The organism is Kitasatospora sp. NPDC049285 (assembly GCF_040678815.1).
Classification (GTDB): Bacteria; Actinomycetota; Actinomycetes; order Streptomycetales; family Streptomycetaceae; genus Kitasatospora.
In genome coordinates this window covers 28,571-47,426 of sequence record NZ_JBFAQR010000057.1, presented here as the reverse complement: position 1 = coordinate 47,426, position 18,856 = coordinate 28,571, and the positions used below count along the sequence as shown (strand labels likewise).

The window sequence follows — 18,856 nt, the reverse complement described above, 5'->3', positions numbered from 1 at the left end:
AGCGCCGCCGGACTGCCGACCCGGCTGGAGGTCCACGGCGGTCACACCCACGTCCCCGCCACCGCGCAACTCACCGTCTACCGCCTGGTGCAGGAGAAAAGCAAGAGGACTTAAACTTAATCATCCTGAAGCACTTGCTTTAATCAGTGATGAATTATTAGAAGGCGCGCGTGATGGTAAAACGGTAGCTGAACTCATGAGCTATGGAAAAACAATTTTAAACGAGGAAGATGTCATGGATGGCGTAGCTAACATGATTACAGAACTTGAAATTGAAGCAACTTTTCCAGATGGTACTAAGTTAATAACAGTCCATCACCCAATCGTTTAAGGAGGCTATATCAATGATTCCTGGCCCCTGGGGCGACACCCGCCGACGGCGTGTCAGGAGGGCGCCGCGGTGCTGGACCTGACGACCAGTTGCGGCGTGACCGCGACCGGTGGACCCGCCGAGGCCGGGTCGTCCGGGGACTCGATCTGGGCGAGCAGCCGGGCCACGCAGAGCCGCCCGACCTCCTCGAAGTCCTGCCGGACGGTGGTGAGCGGCGGCAGGTAGTAGGACGCCTCGGGCAGGTCGTCGAAGCCGACCACGCTGACGTCCTCGGGGACTCGGCGGCCGGCCTCGTGCAGGGCGCGGACCAGGCCGAGCGCCAGGTGGTCGTTGGCGGCGAAGACCGCGGTGACGTCGGAGCGGGCGGCCAGCTCCTGCCCGATCCGGTAGCCGGCGGCGGCGGTCCAGTCGCTGTAGCGCAGCGGCGGGGTCGGCGCGCCGGCCGCCTTCAGGGTGGCGTGCCAGGCGGCGGCGCGGCGGCGGGCGGCGTAGGAGTCGTGCGGGCCGCCGATGTGCCAGACGGTGCGGTGGCCGAGGTCGAGCAGGTGCCGGGTGGCGGCCGCGGCGCCCGCCGCCTGGTCGGTGTCGACGGAGGGGAAGCGGCGCTCGGGGTCGCCGTCGGCGACCACCACCGGGACGCCGGAGGTGACGCTGAAGCCGGGCCGGTCGAGGATCTGCGCCTCGATCACCACCAGGCCGTCGACGGCCTGGTCGGTGAGCTGGCGGACGGCCTGCTGCACGGCGCGCTCGGTCTGGTCCTCGACGCACACGACGTTCAGCGAGTAGCCGGCCCGCTGCGCGGCGCGGGAGATCGCGGCGAGGGTGCGGGCGTTGCCCTGCGCGGTGACGTCGAAGGTGACCACGCCGAGCACGTGGAAGCGGCCCAGGGTGAGTGCCCGGGCCGCGCTGTTGCGCTGGTAGCCGAGGATCCGCATGGCCGAGAGCACCCGGTCGCGGGTCTCCGGCTCGACGTTGCTGCGGTTGTTCGCGACCCGGGACACGGTCTGCGAGGAGACCCCGGCGAGGGCGGCGACGTCGGCCTGCGAGGGCGGCCGGGACTTGCCGCGGGCGATCCCGCCGGGCGTCTGCTGGTCCATACCGGTCCCTCCATCATGTCTGCGTGAACATGGTAGCGGGACGCGGGCGCGGCAAAACCACCGCCCCGGTTGCCGGCAGCAACCGGGGCGGTGTTCGCGGCGGGTGGGCCGACCCTCAACGGCCGCCCGCCGTCCGCCCCCGCCCGCCGGCCCGGGCTGCTACGCCCGTGGAGCGGCCCGTGGCGGGCCCGGCGGTGGTGGGGACGGGGATCCGGGGGGACGTCAGGCGGGTAGCCCGACGGCCCGTTCGCCGCTGCGGCGCTGCTGGATGACCACCGCGGCCACCAGCAGGGCGCCCTGGGCGACGTTCTGCCAGAAGGAGTTGATGCCCTGCACGGTGAGGCCGTTCTCCAGCGCGCCGAGCAGGGCGACGGCCAGCAGGGTGCCGCCGACGCCGCCCTTGCCGCCCTTGAGCGCGCAGCCGCCGAGGGCGGCCGCGGTGATCGCCTTCAGCTCGAGGCCCTCGCTGCCCGAGGTGGGCTGGCCGCTGCCGGTACGGGCGGTGAGCAGCACGCCGGCAACGGCGGCGACCACGCCGATCAGGCCGTAGACGGCGATCAGGTACTTGTTGATGCTGATGCCGGCGAGGCGGGCGGCGGTGTCGTTGCCGCCGACGGCGTAGAGGTTGCGGCCCAGGTCGGTGTACTTCAGCAGCACGTGCACGGCGAGCGCGACCAGGATCAGCAGCCACACCATCACGGGGAGTCCGCCGATCTTCCCGCGGCCGAGGAAGACGAAGACGTCGTCGCCGAGCACGTAGCCCTGGGCCCGGCCGTCGGAGAGCAGTTGGGCGAGGCCCTTGTAGGCGGCGAGGCCGGCCAGGGTGGCGATGGTGGGGTTGACCCGGCCGTAGACGATGACCGCGCCGTTCAGCAGGCCGACCAGCAGGCCGACGCCGAGCGCCGCCGCGATGCCCGCGAAGGCGTTGGAGCCGGCGGAGGTGAAGGCCATCGCGGAGACCACGGAGGCCACTCCGGCCTGCGAGCCGACCGAGATGTCCAGGCCGCCGCAGATGATGACCACCGTCTGCACCACGGCGAGCAGGCCGGTGATGGTCGCGGCTTCCGCGATGACCTGGAGGTTGGTCAGGCTGAGGTAGTTGTCGTTCAGGGTGCCGAAGACGGCGAGGACGGCGATCAGGGCGCCGATCAGGCTGAGGTTCTGCCCGCCGAGGGCGGCGAGCGGGCGGCCGCGGCGGGCGGCGCGGGCGGACCGGGCGGCCTCGGACCGGGTCGGCGGGCTGGACAGGGTGGTCATGCGGGCTCTCCTTGCGCGGGGACGGCAGTGGCGTGGGGGCGGAGGTCGTCGGCCATGGCGAGTTGCAGGACCGCCTCCTCGGTGGCCGCGGAGCGGTCGAGCTCGCCGGTGATCCGGCCGTCCTGCATGACCACGATCCGGTCGGCCAGGCCGAGCAGTTCGGGCAGTTCGGAGGAGATCACCAGCAGGGCCACGCCCTGTTCGGCCAGGTCGGCGATGATCTGGTAGATCTCCGCCTTGGCGCCGACGTCGATGCCCCGGGTCGGCTCGTCGAGGATCAGCAGCGCGGGCTCGCGGGCCAGCCAGCGGGCCAGCACCACCTTCTGCTGGTTGCCGCCGGACAGGGTGCGGACCTCCTGCTCGATCGAGGGGGTGCGCACCCGCAGCCGCTCGGCGTAGCCGCGGGCCAGCTCGCGTTCGGCGGCGCGGCGTACGAAGCGCAGGCGGCGCAGCCGTCCGAGCACCGCGAGCGAGGTGTTGTCGCGGATCGAGCGGTGCAGGAACAGCGCCTGCGCCTTGCGCTCCTCGGGGGCCAGGGCCAGGCCGGCCCGGATCGCGGCGCGCGGGCCGCCGCCGGTCAGCGACCGGCCGTCGAGGGTGGCGGTGCCGGACCGGACCGGCAGGTCGCCGGCCAGCGCGAGGGCGAGTTCGGAGCGGCCCGCGCCGATCAGTCCGGCCAGGCCCACCACCTCGCCGGCGTGCACCCGCAGGTCGATGTCGCGGACCTGGTCGGTGGTCAGGCCGCGCACGTCGAGCACCAGCCGGTCGGTGGCGACCCGGCGCCGGCTGAAGGCCGAGGTCAGGTCACGGCCGACCATCAGCCGTACCAGTGCGCCCTCGTCGGTGTCGCGGGCGTCCTGGACGCCGGCGAGTTCGCCGTCGCGGAGCACCGCGATCCGGTCGGCGAGCCGGAAGATCTCCTGCATCCGGTGCGAGACGTAGACGACGGCGACGCCCTGTTCGCGCAGCCGTCCGATCAGGGCGAACAGGGCCTCGGTCTCCTGCTCGGAGAGCGAGGAGGTCGGCTCGTCGAAGGCGATCAGCTTGGCGGGGCCGGTGAGTGCCCGCAGGATCTCCACCAACTGGCGCTGGGCGGGGGTGAGTTCGGAGCCGAGCAGGTCGGGGTCGAGGACGCCGGCGAAGCCCAGGCGGTCCAGGTCGGCGCGGATGCGGCGGCGCAGTTCGGCGCGGTCCAGGCGGCGTCCGGCGCGGCGGGGCAGCGCGCCGGCGTAGACGTTCTCGGCGACCGAGACGTGCGGGATGATCTCGGGTTCCTGCGGGATGATCCGGATGCCCGCGGCCCGGGCCTCGGAGGGGGAGCGCAGGTCGATGCGGCGGCCGTCGACCAGCAGGTGGCCCTCGGTGGGGCGGTGGTCGCCGGTGAGGATCTTCAGCAGGGTGGACTTGCCGGCGCCGTTCTCGCCCATCAGCGCGGTGACGCGGCCGGCCGGGAAGTCCAGGGTGACCCCGCCGAGGGCCTGGACGGCGCCGAATCGCTTGGTCAGCCCGACCACGCCGGCCGAGGCGGGCGGGGACGCGGAGGGTACGGGTGGGGTGGTCATGGCGGGTCACCTCGGGGCGTTCGGTCGGGCGGTGGGGCCCCCGGCCCGGCAGGGGCGTGCGGGCCGGGGGTGTCGCGGGGCCGGCCCCGGTCGGGGCGGTCGGGGCCGGCCTGGCCTGGGTCAGCCGCAGCTGACGCCGGCGTCCTTCCAGCTCGTGGCGTCGACCATCTTGGTCGGGGCGAACGCCTCGGCCGGCATCTCCTTGCCGTTCTTCAGCCGGTCGTACATGGTCTGGACGGCGAGCGCGCCGACGTCCTTGCCGTTGATGAACAGCGCGGCCTTCATGCCGGTGGGCTGCCCGCTGTTCCAGTCCTTGCAGGCCAGGTAGGCGCCGAGGCCGACGCCGATCACGTCGTCCGCCTTGACCCCGGCGTTGGCCAGCGCGGTGACGCCGCCCTGCACGTTCTCGTCGTTGCAGCCCCACACCACCCAGTGCTTGACGCCCGGGTTGGCGGTGACGGTCGCGGCGACCTTGTCCTGCGCGCCGGTCGGGGTGTTGTCGGTGGCGACGTCGATGTTCTTCACCTCGGCGCCCGCGCCCGCCGCGAAGGCGTCCTTCGCCGCCTTGACCCGGTCACCGCAGACCGTGACGTCCTGCTTCCAGGCGGAGATCGTCCGGGTCTCGGCCGGGTTCCAGCCCGCCTTCCTGAACTCCGCGGCGGCGCGCTTGCCGACCTCGCCGCCCATCTGCGCGCCGGAGAAGCCGATCCGCGGCACCAGCTGCTCCTTGGCGCAGGCGGACGGGTCGGGGCCGTTGGCGCAGATCTGGTCGTCGGAGGTGAGCAGCGCGACCTTGGCGTCCCGGGCGGTCTGCACCACCTGCGGGCCGACCGCGGGGTCCGGCACCACGATGATCAGGCCGTCGGACTTCTGCGCGACGGCGGACTGCACCTCGCTGACCGTCTTGTTGGCGTCGTTGCCGAGGTTCACCACCTTCAGGTCGATGCCGAGCTCGGCGGCCTTGGCCTTGGCGCCGGCCGCCTCGCCGACGAAGTACTCCTGGTCGCCCTGCTTCTGCAGGTAGGTGATCGAGATCTTCCCGGTGACGGGCGCGACCTGGCCGTCTGCGGCGGCGCTCTGCTTCCCGGTGGAGCAGGCGGTGGCGGCCAGACCGAGGGCGAGCAGCAGGGCCGCCGGGGCGAGGGCACGGGTGGGGGAGGTTCGAGTCATGGGGATGCTCCTTGGCGCAGGAGTCTGGACCGATCGGCAGAGCGCACGAAAGTCAACAGACAACCGAACACGATCAAACGTGATGCCACAATGAGACGGGCGGCCCCGCGTCGCAGTCAAGCCACGCACCTACCTGATACCCGGTCGTGACCTACCCGTCGGTTGCTTTTCTGCTCCCACAGCCGGGCGACACTCCCCCTCGACGTCCGCCCTGACCTGCGGATTCACCAACCGGCCGGGGCGCTCGCGCCGGCCGCGGTCCGATCACGAAGCCGCATCACGAGGTGACGACGGCTTGACGCCCCGGCAACACCGGGTCAACACTCAACGCCAACGTCATGTTGGCGTAAACATCCGCCGAAAGGCCCTCCCCTTGAGCACGTCGCAGCGCACCCTCACGCCCGGCCCCTCTCGGCCACCCTCCCGCCCCGCCCCCGCCGCCGCACCGGTCCGCCGCCGGGCGCGCCGCCGCAGCAACCACGGCGGGTACGGCCTGGCGTTCTTCGCGCCGTTCCTGGTGGTGTTCGTGATCGGGGTGGCCGCACCGCTCGGCTACGCCGCCTACCTGAGCCTGTTCCAGGAGCGGCTGATCGGCGGCACGGTCTTCGTCGGCCTGGACAACTACCGGCGGGCGCTGGGCGACGAGCTGTTCCGGGCCGGCCTGTGGCGGGTGCTGCTCTTCCTGGTGGTGCAGGTCCCGGTGATGCTGGGCCTCGCGCTGGTGGCCGCGCTCGCGGTCGACAGCGGCCGGCTGCGCCGCCCGGGCCTGTTCCGGATCGGCCTGTTCATCCCGTACGCGGTGCCCGCCGTGGTCGCCTCGCTGATGTGGGGCTACCTGTACGGCGACCGGTTCGGACTGGCCGGCCAGCTGGGCGACTTCTTCGGCACCAAGCTGCCCGACCTGCTGGGCCCGTCCTGGATGCTCGCCTCCATCGGCAACGTCGTCACCTGGGAGTACACCGGCTACAACATGCTGATCCTCTACGCCGCGCTGCGCATCGTGCCGGCCGAGCTGTACGAGGCGGCGGAGCTGGACGGCGCGGGCGAGTTCCGCAAGGCGTGGAGCATCAAACTCCCCGCCGTGCGACCGGCGCTGGTGCTGGCCACGGTGTTCTCGATCATCGGCACCTTCCAGCTGTTCAACGAGCCGAACGTGCTGCAGTCGCTGGCGCCCGGCGTGGTCTCCACCAGCTACACGCCCAACATGTACGCCTACAACCTGGCCTTCAACGGCCAGCAGTTCAACTACTCGGCAGCCGTCGCCGTGGTCCTCGGCGGGGTCACCGCCGTGGTCGCCTACGCCGTGCAGCTGCGCTCGATGCGGAAGGGGACGGGCCGGTGACGACACGTCAGAACACCGCCGGCCGCCGTCGCAACCGACGCCGCGCCAGCAACACGCTCACCCTGGCCATGGCGCTGATGCTGGGCTACGCCCTGCTCCCGCTGGTGTGGCTGTTCCTGGCCAGCACCAAGGACACCGCCTCGCTGATGGACGGCTTCGGCCTGTGGTTCGGCCACGGCTTCCACCTGTTCGACAACCTGGCGGACGTGCTGAGCTACGACGGCGGGATCTACCTGCGCTGGTTCGCCAACACGCTGCTGTACGCGGTGGTCGGCGCGGGCGGCGCGGCGTTCATCGCCACCGCGGCCGGCTACGGACTCGCCAAGTACCGCTTCCGCGGGCGCACCGCGCTCTCCGCGGTGGTGCTCGGCGCGATCGCCATCCCCGGCACCGCCCTGGCCGTGCCCACCTACCTGCTGTTCAGCAAGGCCGGCCTCACCGACACGCCGTGGGCGGTGCTGCTGCCGTCCCTGGTCAGCCCGTTCGGCGTCTACCTGATGCGGGTGTACGCCGCCGAGGCGGTGCCCGACTCGATGCTCGAGGCCGCCCGCATCGACGGCGCCGGCGAGCTGCGGACCTTCTTCACCATCGCGCTGCGGCAGCTCGCCCCCGGCTTCGTCACCGTGCTGCTGTTCGCGCTGGTGGCCACCTGGAACAACTACTTCCTGCCGCTGATCGTGCTCAGCGACCCGAAGTGGTTCCCGCTGACCGTCGGCCTCAACCAGTGGAACGCGCTGGCCACCGGCGCGGCCGGCAGCGGTGCCACCACCACCGGCTTCTACCCCCTGGTCGTCACCGGGAGCCTGCTGGCGATCGTCCCGCTGGTCGTCGCCTTCCTCTTCCTCCAGCGCTTCTGGCAGTCCGGGCTGTCCGCCGGAAGCGTCAAGGAGTGATTCCCCGTCACCTCGCTCACCCCACCACCACAGCAAGGAACCCGATCATGACTCCCGCACCCGCCCGCCGCAGACTCGCGGCGCTCGTCCCGGCCGCCGCGCTGCTGCTCGGCCTGACCGCGTGCAGCTCCGGCGCCTCCCCCGCCGCCGCGCCCGGCGACGCCGCCGCGGCGCTGGACACCCCCACCACGCTGACCTTCTGGACCTGGGCGCCGAACCTCGACAAGACCGTCGCGCTGTTCGAGCAGAAGTACCCGAAGATCAAGGTCGAGATCGTCAACGCCGGCCAGTCCGCCACCGAGTACACCAAGCTGCAGACCGCCATCAAGGCCGGCAGCGGCGGCCCGGACGTCGCCCAGATCGAGTACTTCGCGCTGCCCGAGTTCGCGCTCTCCAAGCGGCTGGTGAACCTCAAGCAGTACGGCGCGGCCGACCTGGAGTCCAAGTTCACCGCCTCCGCCTGGTCGCAGGTCGCGGTCGCCGACGGCGTCTACGCGATCCCGCAGGACACCGGCCCGATGGCGATGTTCTACAACAAGAAGCTCTTCGACCAGCTCGGCCTGCAACCGCCGAAGACCTGGGCCGAGTTCGAGGCCGCCGCGATCAAGATCAAGGAGTCCGACCCGAACCGGTTCATCACCTCGATCGACCCCGGCGACGCCGGCGGCCTGGACAGCCTGATCTGGCAGGCCGGCGGCCGCCCGTTCCAGCAGAAGGACGCCACCGGCGTCGCCGTCGACCTGCAGAACCCGGGCGCGAAGAAGGTCGCCGACCTGTGGTCCTCGCTGGTCGCCCGCAAGCTGGTCGACCCGGCGCCCGGCTGGACCAACGAGTGGTGGCAGGGCATGGGCCAGGGCCGGTACGCGATGTGGATGACCGGCGCCTGGGCGCCCGGCAACATCGCCTCCACCATCCCCGACACCGCCAAGGACTGGCGGGCCGCACCGATGCCGCAGTGGGCCGCGGGCGACAACGTCTCGGCGGAGAACGGCGGTTCGGCCGTCGGCGTGCCCGCCACCAGCAAGCACCAGGCCGCCGCCGCGGCGTTCGCGATCTGGCTGAACTCCGACCCGCAGGCGGTCCGCTCGCTCAACGCGAACGGCCTCTTCCCGGCCACCACCGAGCTGCTCAAGGACCCGGCGTTCCTCGACAAGCCGCTGGACTCGCTCGGCGGCCAGCCCGCCAACCAGGTCTTCGCCGCCTCCTCCGCCGCCGTCGGCAAGGGCTGGCAGTACCTGCCCTTCCAGGTGTACGCCAACTCGGTCTTCAAGGACACCGTCGGCCAGTCGATGACCACCGGCCTGAACCCCGGCCTGACGGCCTGGCAGAAGCGCATCACCGACTACGGCACCCAGCAGGGCTTCAAGGTCACCTCCCCGTGACCCCGGGGCCGGCGCCCGCACACCCCGGGCGCCGGCCCCGCCCCCGAACCTCCCAGGAGCAGCGAACGCCATGCCCCTCCTCGACACCGCCGGCGACGAGTTCACCCTCGACGGCGCCCCGTTCCGCATCCTCTCCGGTGGACTGCACTACTTCCGGGTCCACCCCGGGCAGTGGGCCGACCGGCTCCGCAAGGCTCGGCTGATGGGCCTCAACACGGTGGAGACGTACGTCCCCTGGAACCTCCACGAGCCCCGGCCCGGCGAGTTCCGGATGGACGGCGGACTCGACCTGCCGGCCTTCCTCGACCTGGCCGCCGCCGAGGGGCTGCACGTCCTGCTGCGGCCCGGGCCGTACATCTGCGCCGAATGGGAGGGCGGCGGGCTGCCGTCCTGGCTGCTCGCCGAGCCCGGCATGCGGCTGCGCAGCATGCACCCGGCGTACCTGCGCGCCGTGGAGGCGTACTTCACCGAGCTGATCCCCCCGCTGCTGGACCGCCTCGCCACCCGCGGCGGCCCGGTGCTCGCCGTCCAGGTGGAGAACGAGTTCGGCGCGTACAGCGACCGCACCGACCACCTCGCCCAGCTCGCCGCCCTGCTGCGCCGGCTCGGCGTGGACGTCCCGCTGTTCACCTGCGACCAGCCCGGCGACCTGGTCCGCGGCTCGCTGCCCGGCACCCTGGCCACCGTCAACTTCGGCAGCCGCTCCCGCGAGGGCCTCGCCGCCCTGCGCGAACTGCAGCCCACCGGACCGCAGTTGTGCACCGAGTTCTGGAACGGCTGGTTCGACCGCTGGGGCGGCCGGCACGTGGTGCGCGACCCCGCCGGCGCGGCCCGCGAACTGGAGGAGCTGCTCGCCGCCGGAGCCTCCGTCAACCTCTACATGTTCCACGGCGGCACCAGCTTCGGCTTCACCAACGGAGCCAACGACAAGCACACCTACCGGCCCACCGTCACCTCCTACGACTACGACGCCCCGCTCGACGAGGCCGGCGACCCCACCGAGAAGTACCACGCCTTCCGCGAGGTGCTCGCCAAGTACGGTCCGCCGCCCGCCGAACCGGCCCCCGAACCCGCGCCCAAGCTGGAGCTGCCCGGCGTCGAACTCACCGAGGGCACCGCGCTGCTGGCCGAACTCCCGGTCCTCGGCACGCCGGTGCCCTCGCTGCGCCCGCTCGGCATGGAGCAGCTCGGCCAGGACTTCGGGTTCACGCTGTACAAGGCGATCCTGCCCGCCGCCGGGCCCGCGGTGCTGGAGGTCACGGAGGTCCGCGACCGCGCCCAGGTCTTCGTCGACGGACAGCCCGTCGGCGTGCTGGAACGCGAGAACCACCAGCGGGCGCTGGCCTTCCACGTCCCGCGGGCCGGCAGCGTGCTGCGCCTGCTGGTGGAGAACCAGGGCCGGGTCAACTACGGCGAAGGCCTGCACGACCGCAAGGGACTGGTCGGGCCGGTGCTGCTGAACGGCGTCGAACTCACCGGCTGGACCAGCCTGCCACTGCCCCTCACCGACCTCGACGAGCTCTCCTTCACCGCCGCCGCGGGCCCCGTCACCGGACCCGTGTTCCGCCGCGGCACCTTCCACGTCGACACCCCCGCCGACACCTTCCTCCACCTGCCCGGCTGGACCAAGGGCAACGCCTGGATCAACGGCTTCCACCTCGGCCGCTACTGGTCCCGCGGCCCGCAGCGCTCGCTCTACGTCCCCGGCCCCGTCCTGCGCCCGGGGCCGAACGAACTCACCGTCCTGGAGCTGCACGCCGCACCGCACGTCCCGACCGTCGACCTCCGCGGTCGGGCCGACCTCGGGCCGACCGAGGAGTAGCGCCGTCCGGCCCCCGCCGTAGCGCCTTCGGGCCATCGCCGCGCCCCGCCGTAGCGCCTTCGGGTCAACGCGGGGCCGGACAGGCGGTGTGAGGGGCCGCGGCGGGGAAAGAAGGGCGGCATGGCCCTTCTACCGGAATCCCTCGCCGCGGTGCTGCGCCGCAGCGCCCGGGAGCCGTTCGTCGTGCAGACCGTCCGGGCCACCGTGGCCGCCACGCTCTCGTACGTGGTGGCGACCTGGCTGAGCAGCGAACCGGTGCCGCTGACCGCGCCGCTCACCGCACTGCTGGTGGTGCAGGTGACCGTCTACTCCACCCTCAAGACCAGCATCCGCCGGGTCAACTCGGTGGTGGTCGGCGTACTGATCGCCATCGGCTTCTCCGCCGTGGTCGGCCTGTCCTGGTGGAGCCTCGGGCTCATCATCCTGGCCTCGCTGATCATCGGACGGTTCGTCAGGGTCGACGAGTTCGTCCAGGAGGTGGCGATCAGCGCGATGCTGATCCTCGGCGTCTCCCAGGTCACCGAGCAGGCCTGGGACCGGGTCCTGGAGACCCTGATCGGCGCCGCGGTCGGCCTGCTCTTCAACCTGGTCTTCGCCCCGCCCGTGTGGGTGGACACCGCCGGCGAGTCCATCGAGGACCTCGCCCGGCGGGCCCGCCAGCTCCTGCTCGACATCGCCGAGCAGCTCGGCGCCCCCACCCCCGTCGCCCGCGCCGCCGAACGCCTGCACGAGGCCCGCCGGCTCGACCAGGCCATCGCCGGCGTGGACGGCGCGCTGCGGCAGGCCGAGGACAGCCTGCGCCTCAACCCGCGGATCAGCGAGGGCCTGCTCTCCCGGCTGGTGCTGCGCACCGGCCTGGACACCCTGGAGATCTGCGTCGTGGTGATCCGGGTGATCGCCCGCTCGCTCACCGACCTGGCCAAACGCCGCGGCCCCGGCGAGCGGCTCTTCCCGCCCGAGGTGTCGCTCGCCCTGGAAGAGCTGCTCGGCCACCTCGGCGGCGCCCTGGTCTCCTTCGCGGTGCTGGTCACCACGCAGGTCAGCCGCAACGCCGAGGAGGCCGAACGCCGCCTCACCGCCGAACTCGCCGCGGCCTGGGCCAGCCGCGAGAACGTCGCCCAACTGCTGCTGCGCCGCGTCCAGGAACACCCCGAGGCCTGGCAACTGCACGGCTCCCTGCTCGCCGAGGTCGACCGCATCCTGGACGAGCTCGACCTGGAGCACCGCGGCCGCCGCCTGATGGAGGAACTCGACCGCGCCTCCGTCGCCAACCGCGAACGCTTCTCCCGCTTCGCCGGCCTGCGCCGCCTCGCCCGCGGCGAACGCCTGCGGCCCCGACGCCGCCGCCGCTCCGCCGACCAGGCGGCGTGAGCCCCGTCCTGGTCTGCCGTCCTGGTCCGGCGTCCTGGTCCGGCGTCATGATCGACCGTCTTGGTCCGCCGTCCTGATCGATCGTCTTGGTCCGCCGTCCTGGTCGACTGTTCTGATCCATCGTCCTGATCTAACGCCCTGATCCGCCGTGCTGACCGACAGTCAGTGCGAGCCGGACGGCTCGGGGCCCGGTCAGTCGGACGGATTCCGTGGTGCCCGACCCTCCGTGCCGAACGGCACCGCCACGTCGACCACGTGCTCGTCCGGCGCGGCGGTCGCCCAGTTCGGGTGGTACACCTCCCGGTCGGCCGGGCCGCGCCGGTGGCCGCGCGCCTCCACCCAGGCGGACACCGCGTGATGCGCGGCGGCCATCGCGGCAAAGCCGTCATGCCGCTTCGTCAGCTCGGTGTACGCCTCGCGCCGCGCGGGCTCGATCCGCACCCCGACCGGCCCGGCCGGCTCCAGCCGGTTCGCGGTCGGGGCGCAGACCTCGACCCGCCCGTCCGAGTCCTCGCTCACCAGCCCGTGGTACAGCACGAACACCGGCCCGGACAGGCACGCCCCCGTCGCCCCCAGGTGATCGAACAACAGCCCGGTCGCCGCCTCCAAATTCCGGGCAACTCACCTGCGGTCACCCGACGTTGGACGAACAACACCTTCTGCTCGGGCACCTCGCGCTCGGCGATCTCGTACATGCTCGCCCTCCCTCCGGTCAGTACGGCCGTGGCGTAGCCCACCGCCTCCCGGCGGGCCGCGTGCACCGACTCCTGCTCCCGCCAGTACGCGGCGAGCAGTCCCGCCGCCGTCTCGCCGTCGCCGGCCAGCACCGCCGCGATCCGGGCCAGCGGCATGCCCGCCGCCCGCAGCAGCACGATCCGCCGCGCCCGCTCGACCGCGGCCGCCCCGTACCGCCGGACCCGCGTCCGCGGATCCACCCGGGCGGGCACCAGCAGGCCGCGCTCGCCGTACAGCCGCAGGGCCTTGAGGCTCAGTCGGGTCCGCGCGGCGAGCTCGCCGACGGTGATCAGGTCTGCCCCGGTGATCCGGTCCTCGTGCACGCCGCCACTGTGCCCCCTCCCCCAGGGGCAGGGGCAACCCTTGCGGTCATGGGCAGCCTTTTCGGGTTCAGGCGAGGGTGACCAGGCGCAGGCCGCCGTCCGCCTCCAGCACCGTGCCGGTGAGGTTGGGGTTGGCGGCGACCAGTGCCACCACCTCGGCGACGTCCGCCGCAGTGGCGATCCGGCGGACGGGCAACTGGGCGGCCGCCTGGGCGAAGTACGCCTCGCGGGCGTCCTTCGGCAGGCCGTCCCACCAGGGGGTGTCGACCAGGCCGGGCGAGACCGCGTTCACCCGACGCGGGGCGAGCTCCACCGCGAGCGGCCGGACCACCGCCTCCAGCGCCCCGTTCACGGCCGCCAGTCCGGCCGTCCCCGCCATGCCGGTGCGGGCGGTGATCGCGGTGACCAGGGTGATCGACGCGTCCTCGGCCAGGTGCGGCAGCGCCGCCTGAACAGTCGTCAACTGTCCCCAGAACTTGGCGTCGAAGGCCCCGCGCAACGCGTCCAGGTCGAGCTCGGCGAAGGCTCCCGCGCCCTCCGCGCCACTCAGCGCGACCACCAGCCAGTCGATCCGACCGACCTTCGCCAGCACCGCCGCGATCTCCTCCCGGCTGCCACCGTCCGCACGGTGCCCCACCAGCTCCGGATCGCTCACCGCCACCGCCGCCAGCCGCTTCTCACTCCGCCCGACCACGTGCACCGTCGCCCCCCGACCCCGCAGCTGCCGCGCGGCGGCCAGCCCGATCCCGGAAGTCCCGCCGACGACCAGTGCGACACGCCCGTCCACGTGCGCCCGCTCCCCGTACATGTCTTCCCTCTCCCCACGCATGTCTTCCGCCTCCCCGTGCAGGTGCGCCGTCTCGCCCTGCTGGTGCGCCGCCTCACCGTGCTGGTGCGCCGCCTCGCCGTGCATGCCTGCCCTCTCCCCGTGCATGTGCACCCTCTCCCTGCGCCGTTGCGACTCGTCGCCCTCGGCGACAATTTCGAACCGTGACGTCTCGTCTCGAATTACGGTAGCGTGCTCCTCGTGACCGAGCAAGCAACCCCCGCCTCCGCTGACTCCCCCTCAACTCCCGGACGGCCCGGCCGCCGCCGCAGTGAGGAGAGCCGGCTGGCCATCCTGGCCGCCGCGTTCGAACTGCTCGGCGAGGTCGGCTACGCGGGCCTGACCATCGAGGGCATCGCCACCCGCTCCGGCACCGGCAAGCAGACGATCTACCGCTGGTGGCCGAGCAAGGCCGACGTGCTGCTGGAAGCCCTGATCGTCAAGGCCGACCTGTACATCCCGCTGCCCGACACCGGCGACCACCGCGCCGACCTGCACGCCTTCCTGTCCGCGACCTTCACCCTCGCCGCCACCCGCCCGCCGGTCGCCGACGCCCTGCGCGCGCTGATGGCCGAGGCCCAGATCGACGCGAGGTTCGGCGAACGGTTCCGCGACTCGTTGCTGCGGCCGCGCCGCGAGGCCCTCGGCACCCTGGTCGACCGCGCCCACGCCGACGGCGCCCTCGCCCCGCACCTCACCCCCGACCTCGCCGTCGACCTGGTCTTCGGCACCCTCTGGTACCGCCTGCTGGCCACCCGCGACCCACTCGACGTGACCCTGGCCGAACAGCTCACCGCCACCCTGCTGCGCGCTGCTCCCCCAGCCGGCTCCTAGCCACTCGCCCGGTCGGCCCGCCACCCCTGTTCCGGCCGGCTCGTCGCCCCTCCGGGACCCCGCCGTCCGGCGCCCCGAACGGCTGACCGACGATGTCGGGGTGCCCACCGAACTTCCCGTACCCGAAGCACCCGTACCCGAGCCGACCGCACCGTCGGCGCCCCACCCCGCTGTGCCGCCGACCACTTCGCGCCTCCGGCGGCTGACCCGCGCCGCCTTCGCCGACCTCACCCCGCTGCGCTCCAGCCCCGACTACCGGCGCCTGTGGTTCGGGCAGTCGGTCTCCGCGATCGGCCAGCAGATGACCGCCGTCGCGGTCTCCGTCCAGGTCTACGACCTCACCCGCTCGCCCTTCGCCACCGGCCTGGTCGGACTCTTCTCCCTCGTCCCGCTGGTCACCTTCGGCCTGTACGGCGGAGCGATCGCCGACCGGGTCGACCGCCGCCGCCTCGGCCTGATCGGCTCCGGCGGCCTCGCCGCGGTCTCCGCCCTGCTCGCCGTCCAGGCACTGCTGCACCTCGGCACCGTGACCCTGCTCTACGCAGCAGTCGCTCTGCAGGCCGGGTTCTTCGCCCTCAGCTCACCTGCTCGCTCGTCGATGATCCCGCGACTCGTCCCGCGCGAGCAGTTGCCCGCCGCCAACGCCCTCAACACCATCGGCATGAACCTCGGCCAGACCGTCGGCCCGATGCTCGGCGGCGTCGCCATCGCGGCGTACGGCTTCCAATCCGCCTACCTGATCGACACTTTGGCGTTCACTGCGACCCTGTACGCGATGTGGCGGCTGCCCGCGATGCGACCTCTCGCGACCGTCGGGGCCAAGCGCGCCAGCGTGCTGGACGGCCTGCGCTTCCTACGCGAGCAGCCCAACCTGCGCACCAGCTTCCTCGCCGACCTGGCCGCGATGATCTTCGGTCTCCCCCGCGCCCTGTTCCCCGCGATCGCCGTCGCCTACTACGGCGGCGGCCCCGGCACGGTCGGCCTGCTGGTCGCCGCCCCCGCCGTCGGCGCCCTGGCCGGCGGCCTCTTCTCCGGCTGGATCGGCCGCATCCACCGCCACGGCCTCGCCGTCCTCGCCTCCGTCGCCGCCTGGGGCCTGGCCATCGCCGCGTTCGGCCTGGTCCACAACCTGCCCCTCGGCCTGCTCCTGCTCGCCGCAGCCGGCTGCGCCGACACCGTCAGCATGATCTTCCGCAACACGATGATGCAGGTCGCCGCACCCGACGAGATGCGCGGCCGCCTCCAGGGCATCTTCATCGTCGTGGTCGCCGGCGGCCCCCGCCTCGGCGACTTCGAGTCCGGCACCGTCGCCGCCCTCACCACCCCCACCCTCTCCATCGTCACCGGCGGCCTCGCCTGCCTCGCCGCCGTCCTCCTCCTCGCCGCCCGCCGCCCCGCCTTCCTCCACTACGACGCCCGCCGTCCCACCCCCTGACCCCCACCCGCCACACCCCCGAAACCTGGCAGCGAGCACCCCCCGACGTGCTGTATTGTTTTCCACGTCGCCGAGAGATCGGAGACAAGGTCAGAAAGCCAAGGAGCCCCGCAAGGAGCCACCGAGGCCGCCGACCACGGGACGTGGCGCAGCTTGGTAGCGCACTTGACTGGGGGTCAAGGGGTCGCAGGTTCAAATCCTGTCGTCCCGACAGTGATGTCGGAGAGCCGTTCACCGGGAGAAGTCCCAGGTGAGCGGCTCTTCTTGTTGCGAGCCTCTTGATGTCGGAACCTCCCTGGCCAACCTCCCGGCGATCTTGCCAGGGACCATGCCGCCGGCCAGGCCGAACGGCGAGGGCAATCAGGCAGTGCGCGTAACGCGACCCCTGGCCCTACTGGACGATGTCGGCCCCCAACAACCCGCCGATGGAACGGGGGCGCTCACCAGTCACCTTCATACATGACGCAGTGTGAGGTGGCGCCTCCCAATCCGACACTGGGTCGACGATGGCTCACCAGGCACACCTCGCCCAGTCCGAGGAACCCTCGTCGGGCCGACAGGCGTGCTGAAGTGCCTGCCGAATGTCGCTGACTGGTTCTTGCGCCGCGTCGATCTTACTAGGCGGCGGCCCGTGATCTGCCGGCGTTGCTGGACCAGCCGGAGGTGGCACACGGCGTTGCCCCGGCATTCGCCTGATGTGCAGTGCTCGGCTCGACGGACGGGTGCCGTTCTGCGGCGAGATGCCTACTGCGGGTGCGGCCTGCGTTCTCGATGGAGCTCTTGTCCGGGTGGAGGTAGCGCTGGGTCGTGGTGATGTGCCCGTGGCCTGCGATCTTCTGGAGGACATGGATGGGGACTCCGGTGTCGGAGATGCACGAAGAACCCCTGATCAACGCTGGTGCTAGCTCGGCCCGGGGCTGTTTCCTGCCGGGTGTCGCGCTGATGCGTACTTGCGTGCGCCTGTCCGGTGGTTCCTACGGTGCGGGCATGGAGCAGACGACCGAAGAGGTGTTGGCCGAGCTGAACCGTCCCGGGTCCGTTCGGGTGGCGTCGAGTGCCGTGCTGGCGGCCAAGGTGGGTACGGCCGCGGCGGCGATCGATCGTGCGCGGGCCAGGAGGGCGAAGAGCAAGGGGGCCGCGGGTGAGGAGCTCGCGCGCCGTAAGCCGGGTCTGGTGCCGTTGCGTGGTGGCGGTGATCTGGCGATCACGGCCTGGGAGCTGCTTGGGGTGCTGGCCCGGGCGACCGCGCTGGCGCGGCAAGGACGTGGGCGGGGGATCGCCGAGCACTGGCAGATCCTCAAGTACTGTGCCGCACTCGGTACGGACCGCCTCGGGACGATGCGGCTGTCGAAGGGCGGACAGCTGCCGGAGCGGTCGTACCGGGGCATGCAGGCGCGGGAGTTGGGGCGGGCCTTCGGGCTGGCAGTGGCGGAGCGGGCGGTCCGGGAGCGTTTCCCCGACCGGATCGTGTCCACGGTCGACGCGGAGCCGGTGCTGCTGGCCGGGTTCGCCCGCAGCGGCAAGGGCCTGCCCAACCTGGGGGCCAGGCCCCGGCCGGACTACTTCATCGAAGCCTGGCGGCCCGGGGCGCCGTCCCAGCTGTTCGCCGTCACGGTGAACGGCAACCACCAGGTGGCCACCAAGCGGACGGGCGCGACCGACCGGACCAGCTACAACCAGCTGGCCCGGGGTGCGGAGCGGGCGGAGAACTTCCAGCTCGCCGAGTGGAACGACGTTCCCTGCCTGCTGCTGTCGACCGAACTGCTCGCCACCGACGGCATCACCGTCCACGCGTTGCGCGCCCCGGGTGGTGGTCTGCTGCCGCTCCGGCCCGCCGAGGGGAAGGGCAGCGCCGACGAGCCGCCCCGGAAGCGCAACCCGCCGTACACCAACGCCGTTCAGGTGCAGCCTGCGGAGGGGCGGTTGGGCCGGGTGCAGGACGGGTTCGCGATCCCGGCCGAGTACTCGGCCTGGTTCGGGCGGGTCGTGGCACACGTCGGGGCGGCGAGCCGGCTCGCGCTGGCAGGTGGGGGCAGGCACATCGCCTGGTACCTGACCGAGGACCAGGGCAGCAAGCACTATGACATCGACACCTTCGCGGGGTCGCACAGCATCCACGACGCGGAGAGCAGCTTCGGCGACGCCCTCTACGTCGGCACTGACCAGGTGTTCCGGCTCGGCGGGCTCCGGGTGGAGGCGTTCTCCGGGATGGAGAACAGCCTGTACCAACTGCTGGCGAAGCACGAGGTCGAGGAGTACCGACGGGAGGCGTACCGACTGCGCGGGGAACTGCCGAGCGGCGGGGACGAGCAGTGGTCGGCGGTCTCGTTCGGTGACGACGGCAGTGCGCTCGCGATCCGGATCGTGCCTGACCAGGGTGGGGCGGTGCAGACACTGGAAGCCGACCTGTAGCGCGAACGCGGTACTCCCGCGGCCCGTGGAGGTCAGCGACACGGGGGTGGTCGGCGTACGAGCG

The 18,856-nt window shown here is 72.2% G+C and carries 15 protein-coding genes, 1 tRNA gene and 1 pseudogene; 10 read left to right on the top strand and 7 right to left on the bottom strand.

Features of this window, described 5'->3' with window-relative positions; translation table 11 throughout:
- Window positions 1–91: 91 nt before the first annotated feature.
- Window positions 92–331 (top strand): annotated as a pseudogene (locus AB0K51_RS27935) (urease subunit gamma); the annotation flags it as partial.
- A gap of 53 nt (window positions 332–384) precedes the next feature.
- Here AB0K51_RS27935 and AB0K51_RS27930 read toward each other — a convergent pair.
- The 4 genes from AB0K51_RS27930 to AB0K51_RS27915 all read right to left on the bottom strand — a co-directional run bounded on the left by AB0K51_RS27930 (window position 385) and on the right by AB0K51_RS27915 (window position 5,417).
- Window positions 385–1,428 carry a LacI family DNA-binding transcriptional regulator gene (locus tag AB0K51_RS27930; protein ID WP_363459915.1) on the bottom strand — a complete coding sequence of 348 codons (1,044 nt, stop codon included), beginning with the start codon at window positions 1,426–1,428 and terminating at the stop codon, window positions 385–387.
- 222 nt (window positions 1,429–1,650) lie between these two features.
- A complete protein-coding gene (locus tag AB0K51_RS27925) occupies window positions 1,651–2,685 on the bottom strand; it encodes an ABC transporter permease (protein WP_363459914.1) in 1,035 nt (344 codons plus the stop codon).
- The gene (locus AB0K51_RS27920; protein WP_363459913.1) at window positions 2,682–4,247 is read right to left on the bottom strand and encodes a sugar ABC transporter ATP-binding protein; all 1,566 of its coding nucleotides are present in this window, start codon (window positions 4,245–4,247) and stop codon (window positions 2,682–2,684) included. The genes AB0K51_RS27925 and AB0K51_RS27920 overlap by 4 nt, the downstream gene beginning before the upstream one ends.
- A gap of 120 nt (window positions 4,248–4,367) precedes the next feature.
- Complete coding sequence (locus AB0K51_RS27915) at window positions 4,368–5,417, bottom strand: substrate-binding domain-containing protein (RefSeq protein ID WP_363459912.1); 1,050 nt, start codon at window positions 5,415–5,417, stop codon at window positions 4,368–4,370.
- Window positions 5,418–5,910: 493 nt separating this feature from the next.
- Here AB0K51_RS27915 and AB0K51_RS27910 point away from each other — a divergent pair, with 493 nt between their 5' ends.
- The 5 genes from AB0K51_RS27910 (at window position 5,911) to AB0K51_RS27890 (ending at window position 12,227) form a co-directional block, all read left to right on the top strand.
- Window positions 5,911–6,759 (top strand): sugar ABC transporter permease, encoded by an 849-nt coding sequence (locus tag AB0K51_RS27910; RefSeq protein WP_363459920.1) that lies wholly within the window; start codon window positions 5,911–5,913, stop codon window positions 6,757–6,759.
- Window positions 6,756–7,652, top strand: coding sequence for a carbohydrate ABC transporter permease (locus AB0K51_RS27905; protein WP_363459911.1), 897 nt, complete (start codon window positions 6,756–6,758; stop codon window positions 7,650–7,652). The genes AB0K51_RS27910 and AB0K51_RS27905 overlap by 4 nt, the downstream gene beginning before the upstream one ends.
- A 47-nt stretch (window positions 7,653–7,699) precedes the next feature.
- The gene (locus AB0K51_RS27900; RefSeq protein WP_363459910.1) at window positions 7,700–9,034 is read left to right on the top strand and encodes a sugar ABC transporter substrate-binding protein; all 1,335 of its coding nucleotides are present in this window, start codon (window positions 7,700–7,702) and stop codon (window positions 9,032–9,034) included.
- A 70-nt stretch (window positions 9,035–9,104) separates the two neighbouring features.
- Window positions 9,105–10,856 (top strand): glycoside hydrolase family 35 protein, encoded by a 1,752-nt coding sequence (locus AB0K51_RS27895; RefSeq protein ID WP_363459909.1) that lies wholly within the window; start codon window positions 9,105–9,107, stop codon window positions 10,854–10,856.
- A 120-nt stretch (window positions 10,857–10,976) separates the two neighbouring features.
- Window positions 10,977–12,227, top strand: a complete 1,251-nt coding sequence (locus AB0K51_RS27890; protein WP_363459908.1) for an aromatic acid exporter family protein — start codon at window positions 10,977–10,979, stop codon at window positions 12,225–12,227.
- 192 nt (window positions 12,228–12,419) lie between these two features.
- Here the strand turns inward: AB0K51_RS27890 and AB0K51_RS27885 are convergent, their stop codons facing one another.
- The 3 genes from AB0K51_RS27885 to AB0K51_RS27875 form a co-directional block, all read right to left on the bottom strand.
- On the bottom strand, window positions 12,420–12,746 hold the full coding sequence (locus AB0K51_RS27885) for a hypothetical protein (RefSeq protein ID WP_363459907.1): 327 nt from the start codon (window positions 12,744–12,746) through the stop codon (window positions 12,420–12,422).
- Window positions 12,743–13,285 (bottom strand): MerR family transcriptional regulator, encoded by a 543-nt coding sequence (locus AB0K51_RS27880; protein WP_363459906.1) that lies wholly within the window; start codon window positions 13,283–13,285, stop codon window positions 12,743–12,745. Before AB0K51_RS27880 ends, AB0K51_RS27885 begins: the two co-directional genes overlap by 4 nt.
- A 67-nt stretch (window positions 13,286–13,352) precedes the next feature.
- Window positions 13,353–14,219, bottom strand: a complete 867-nt coding sequence (locus AB0K51_RS27875; RefSeq protein ID WP_363459905.1) for an SDR family oxidoreductase — start codon at window positions 14,217–14,219, stop codon at window positions 13,353–13,355.
- Between the two features lie 93 nt (window positions 14,220–14,312).
- Here AB0K51_RS27875 and AB0K51_RS27870 point away from each other — a divergent pair, with 93 nt between their 5' ends.
- From AB0K51_RS27870 to AB0K51_RS27855, 4 genes are all read left to right on the top strand, one after another.
- Window positions 14,313–14,945, top strand: a complete 633-nt coding sequence (locus tag AB0K51_RS27870; RefSeq protein WP_363459904.1) for a TetR/AcrR family transcriptional regulator — start codon at window positions 14,313–14,315, stop codon at window positions 14,943–14,945.
- Window positions 14,946–15,117: 172 nt separating this feature from the next.
- Window positions 15,118–16,380 carry an MFS transporter gene (locus tag AB0K51_RS27865; RefSeq protein ID WP_363459919.1) on the top strand — a complete coding sequence of 421 codons (1,263 nt, stop codon included), beginning with the start codon at window positions 15,118–15,120 and terminating at the stop codon, window positions 16,378–16,380.
- 137 nt (window positions 16,381–16,517) lie between these two features.
- A tRNA-Pro gene (locus AB0K51_RS27860) sits at window positions 16,518–16,591 on the top strand.
- A gap of 776 nt (window positions 16,592–17,367) precedes the next feature.
- The gene (locus AB0K51_RS27855; protein ID WP_363459903.1) at window positions 17,368–18,792 is read left to right on the top strand and encodes a hypothetical protein; all 1,425 of its coding nucleotides are present in this window, start codon (window positions 17,368–17,370) and stop codon (window positions 18,790–18,792) included.
- Window positions 18,793–18,856 lie beyond the last annotated feature (64 nt).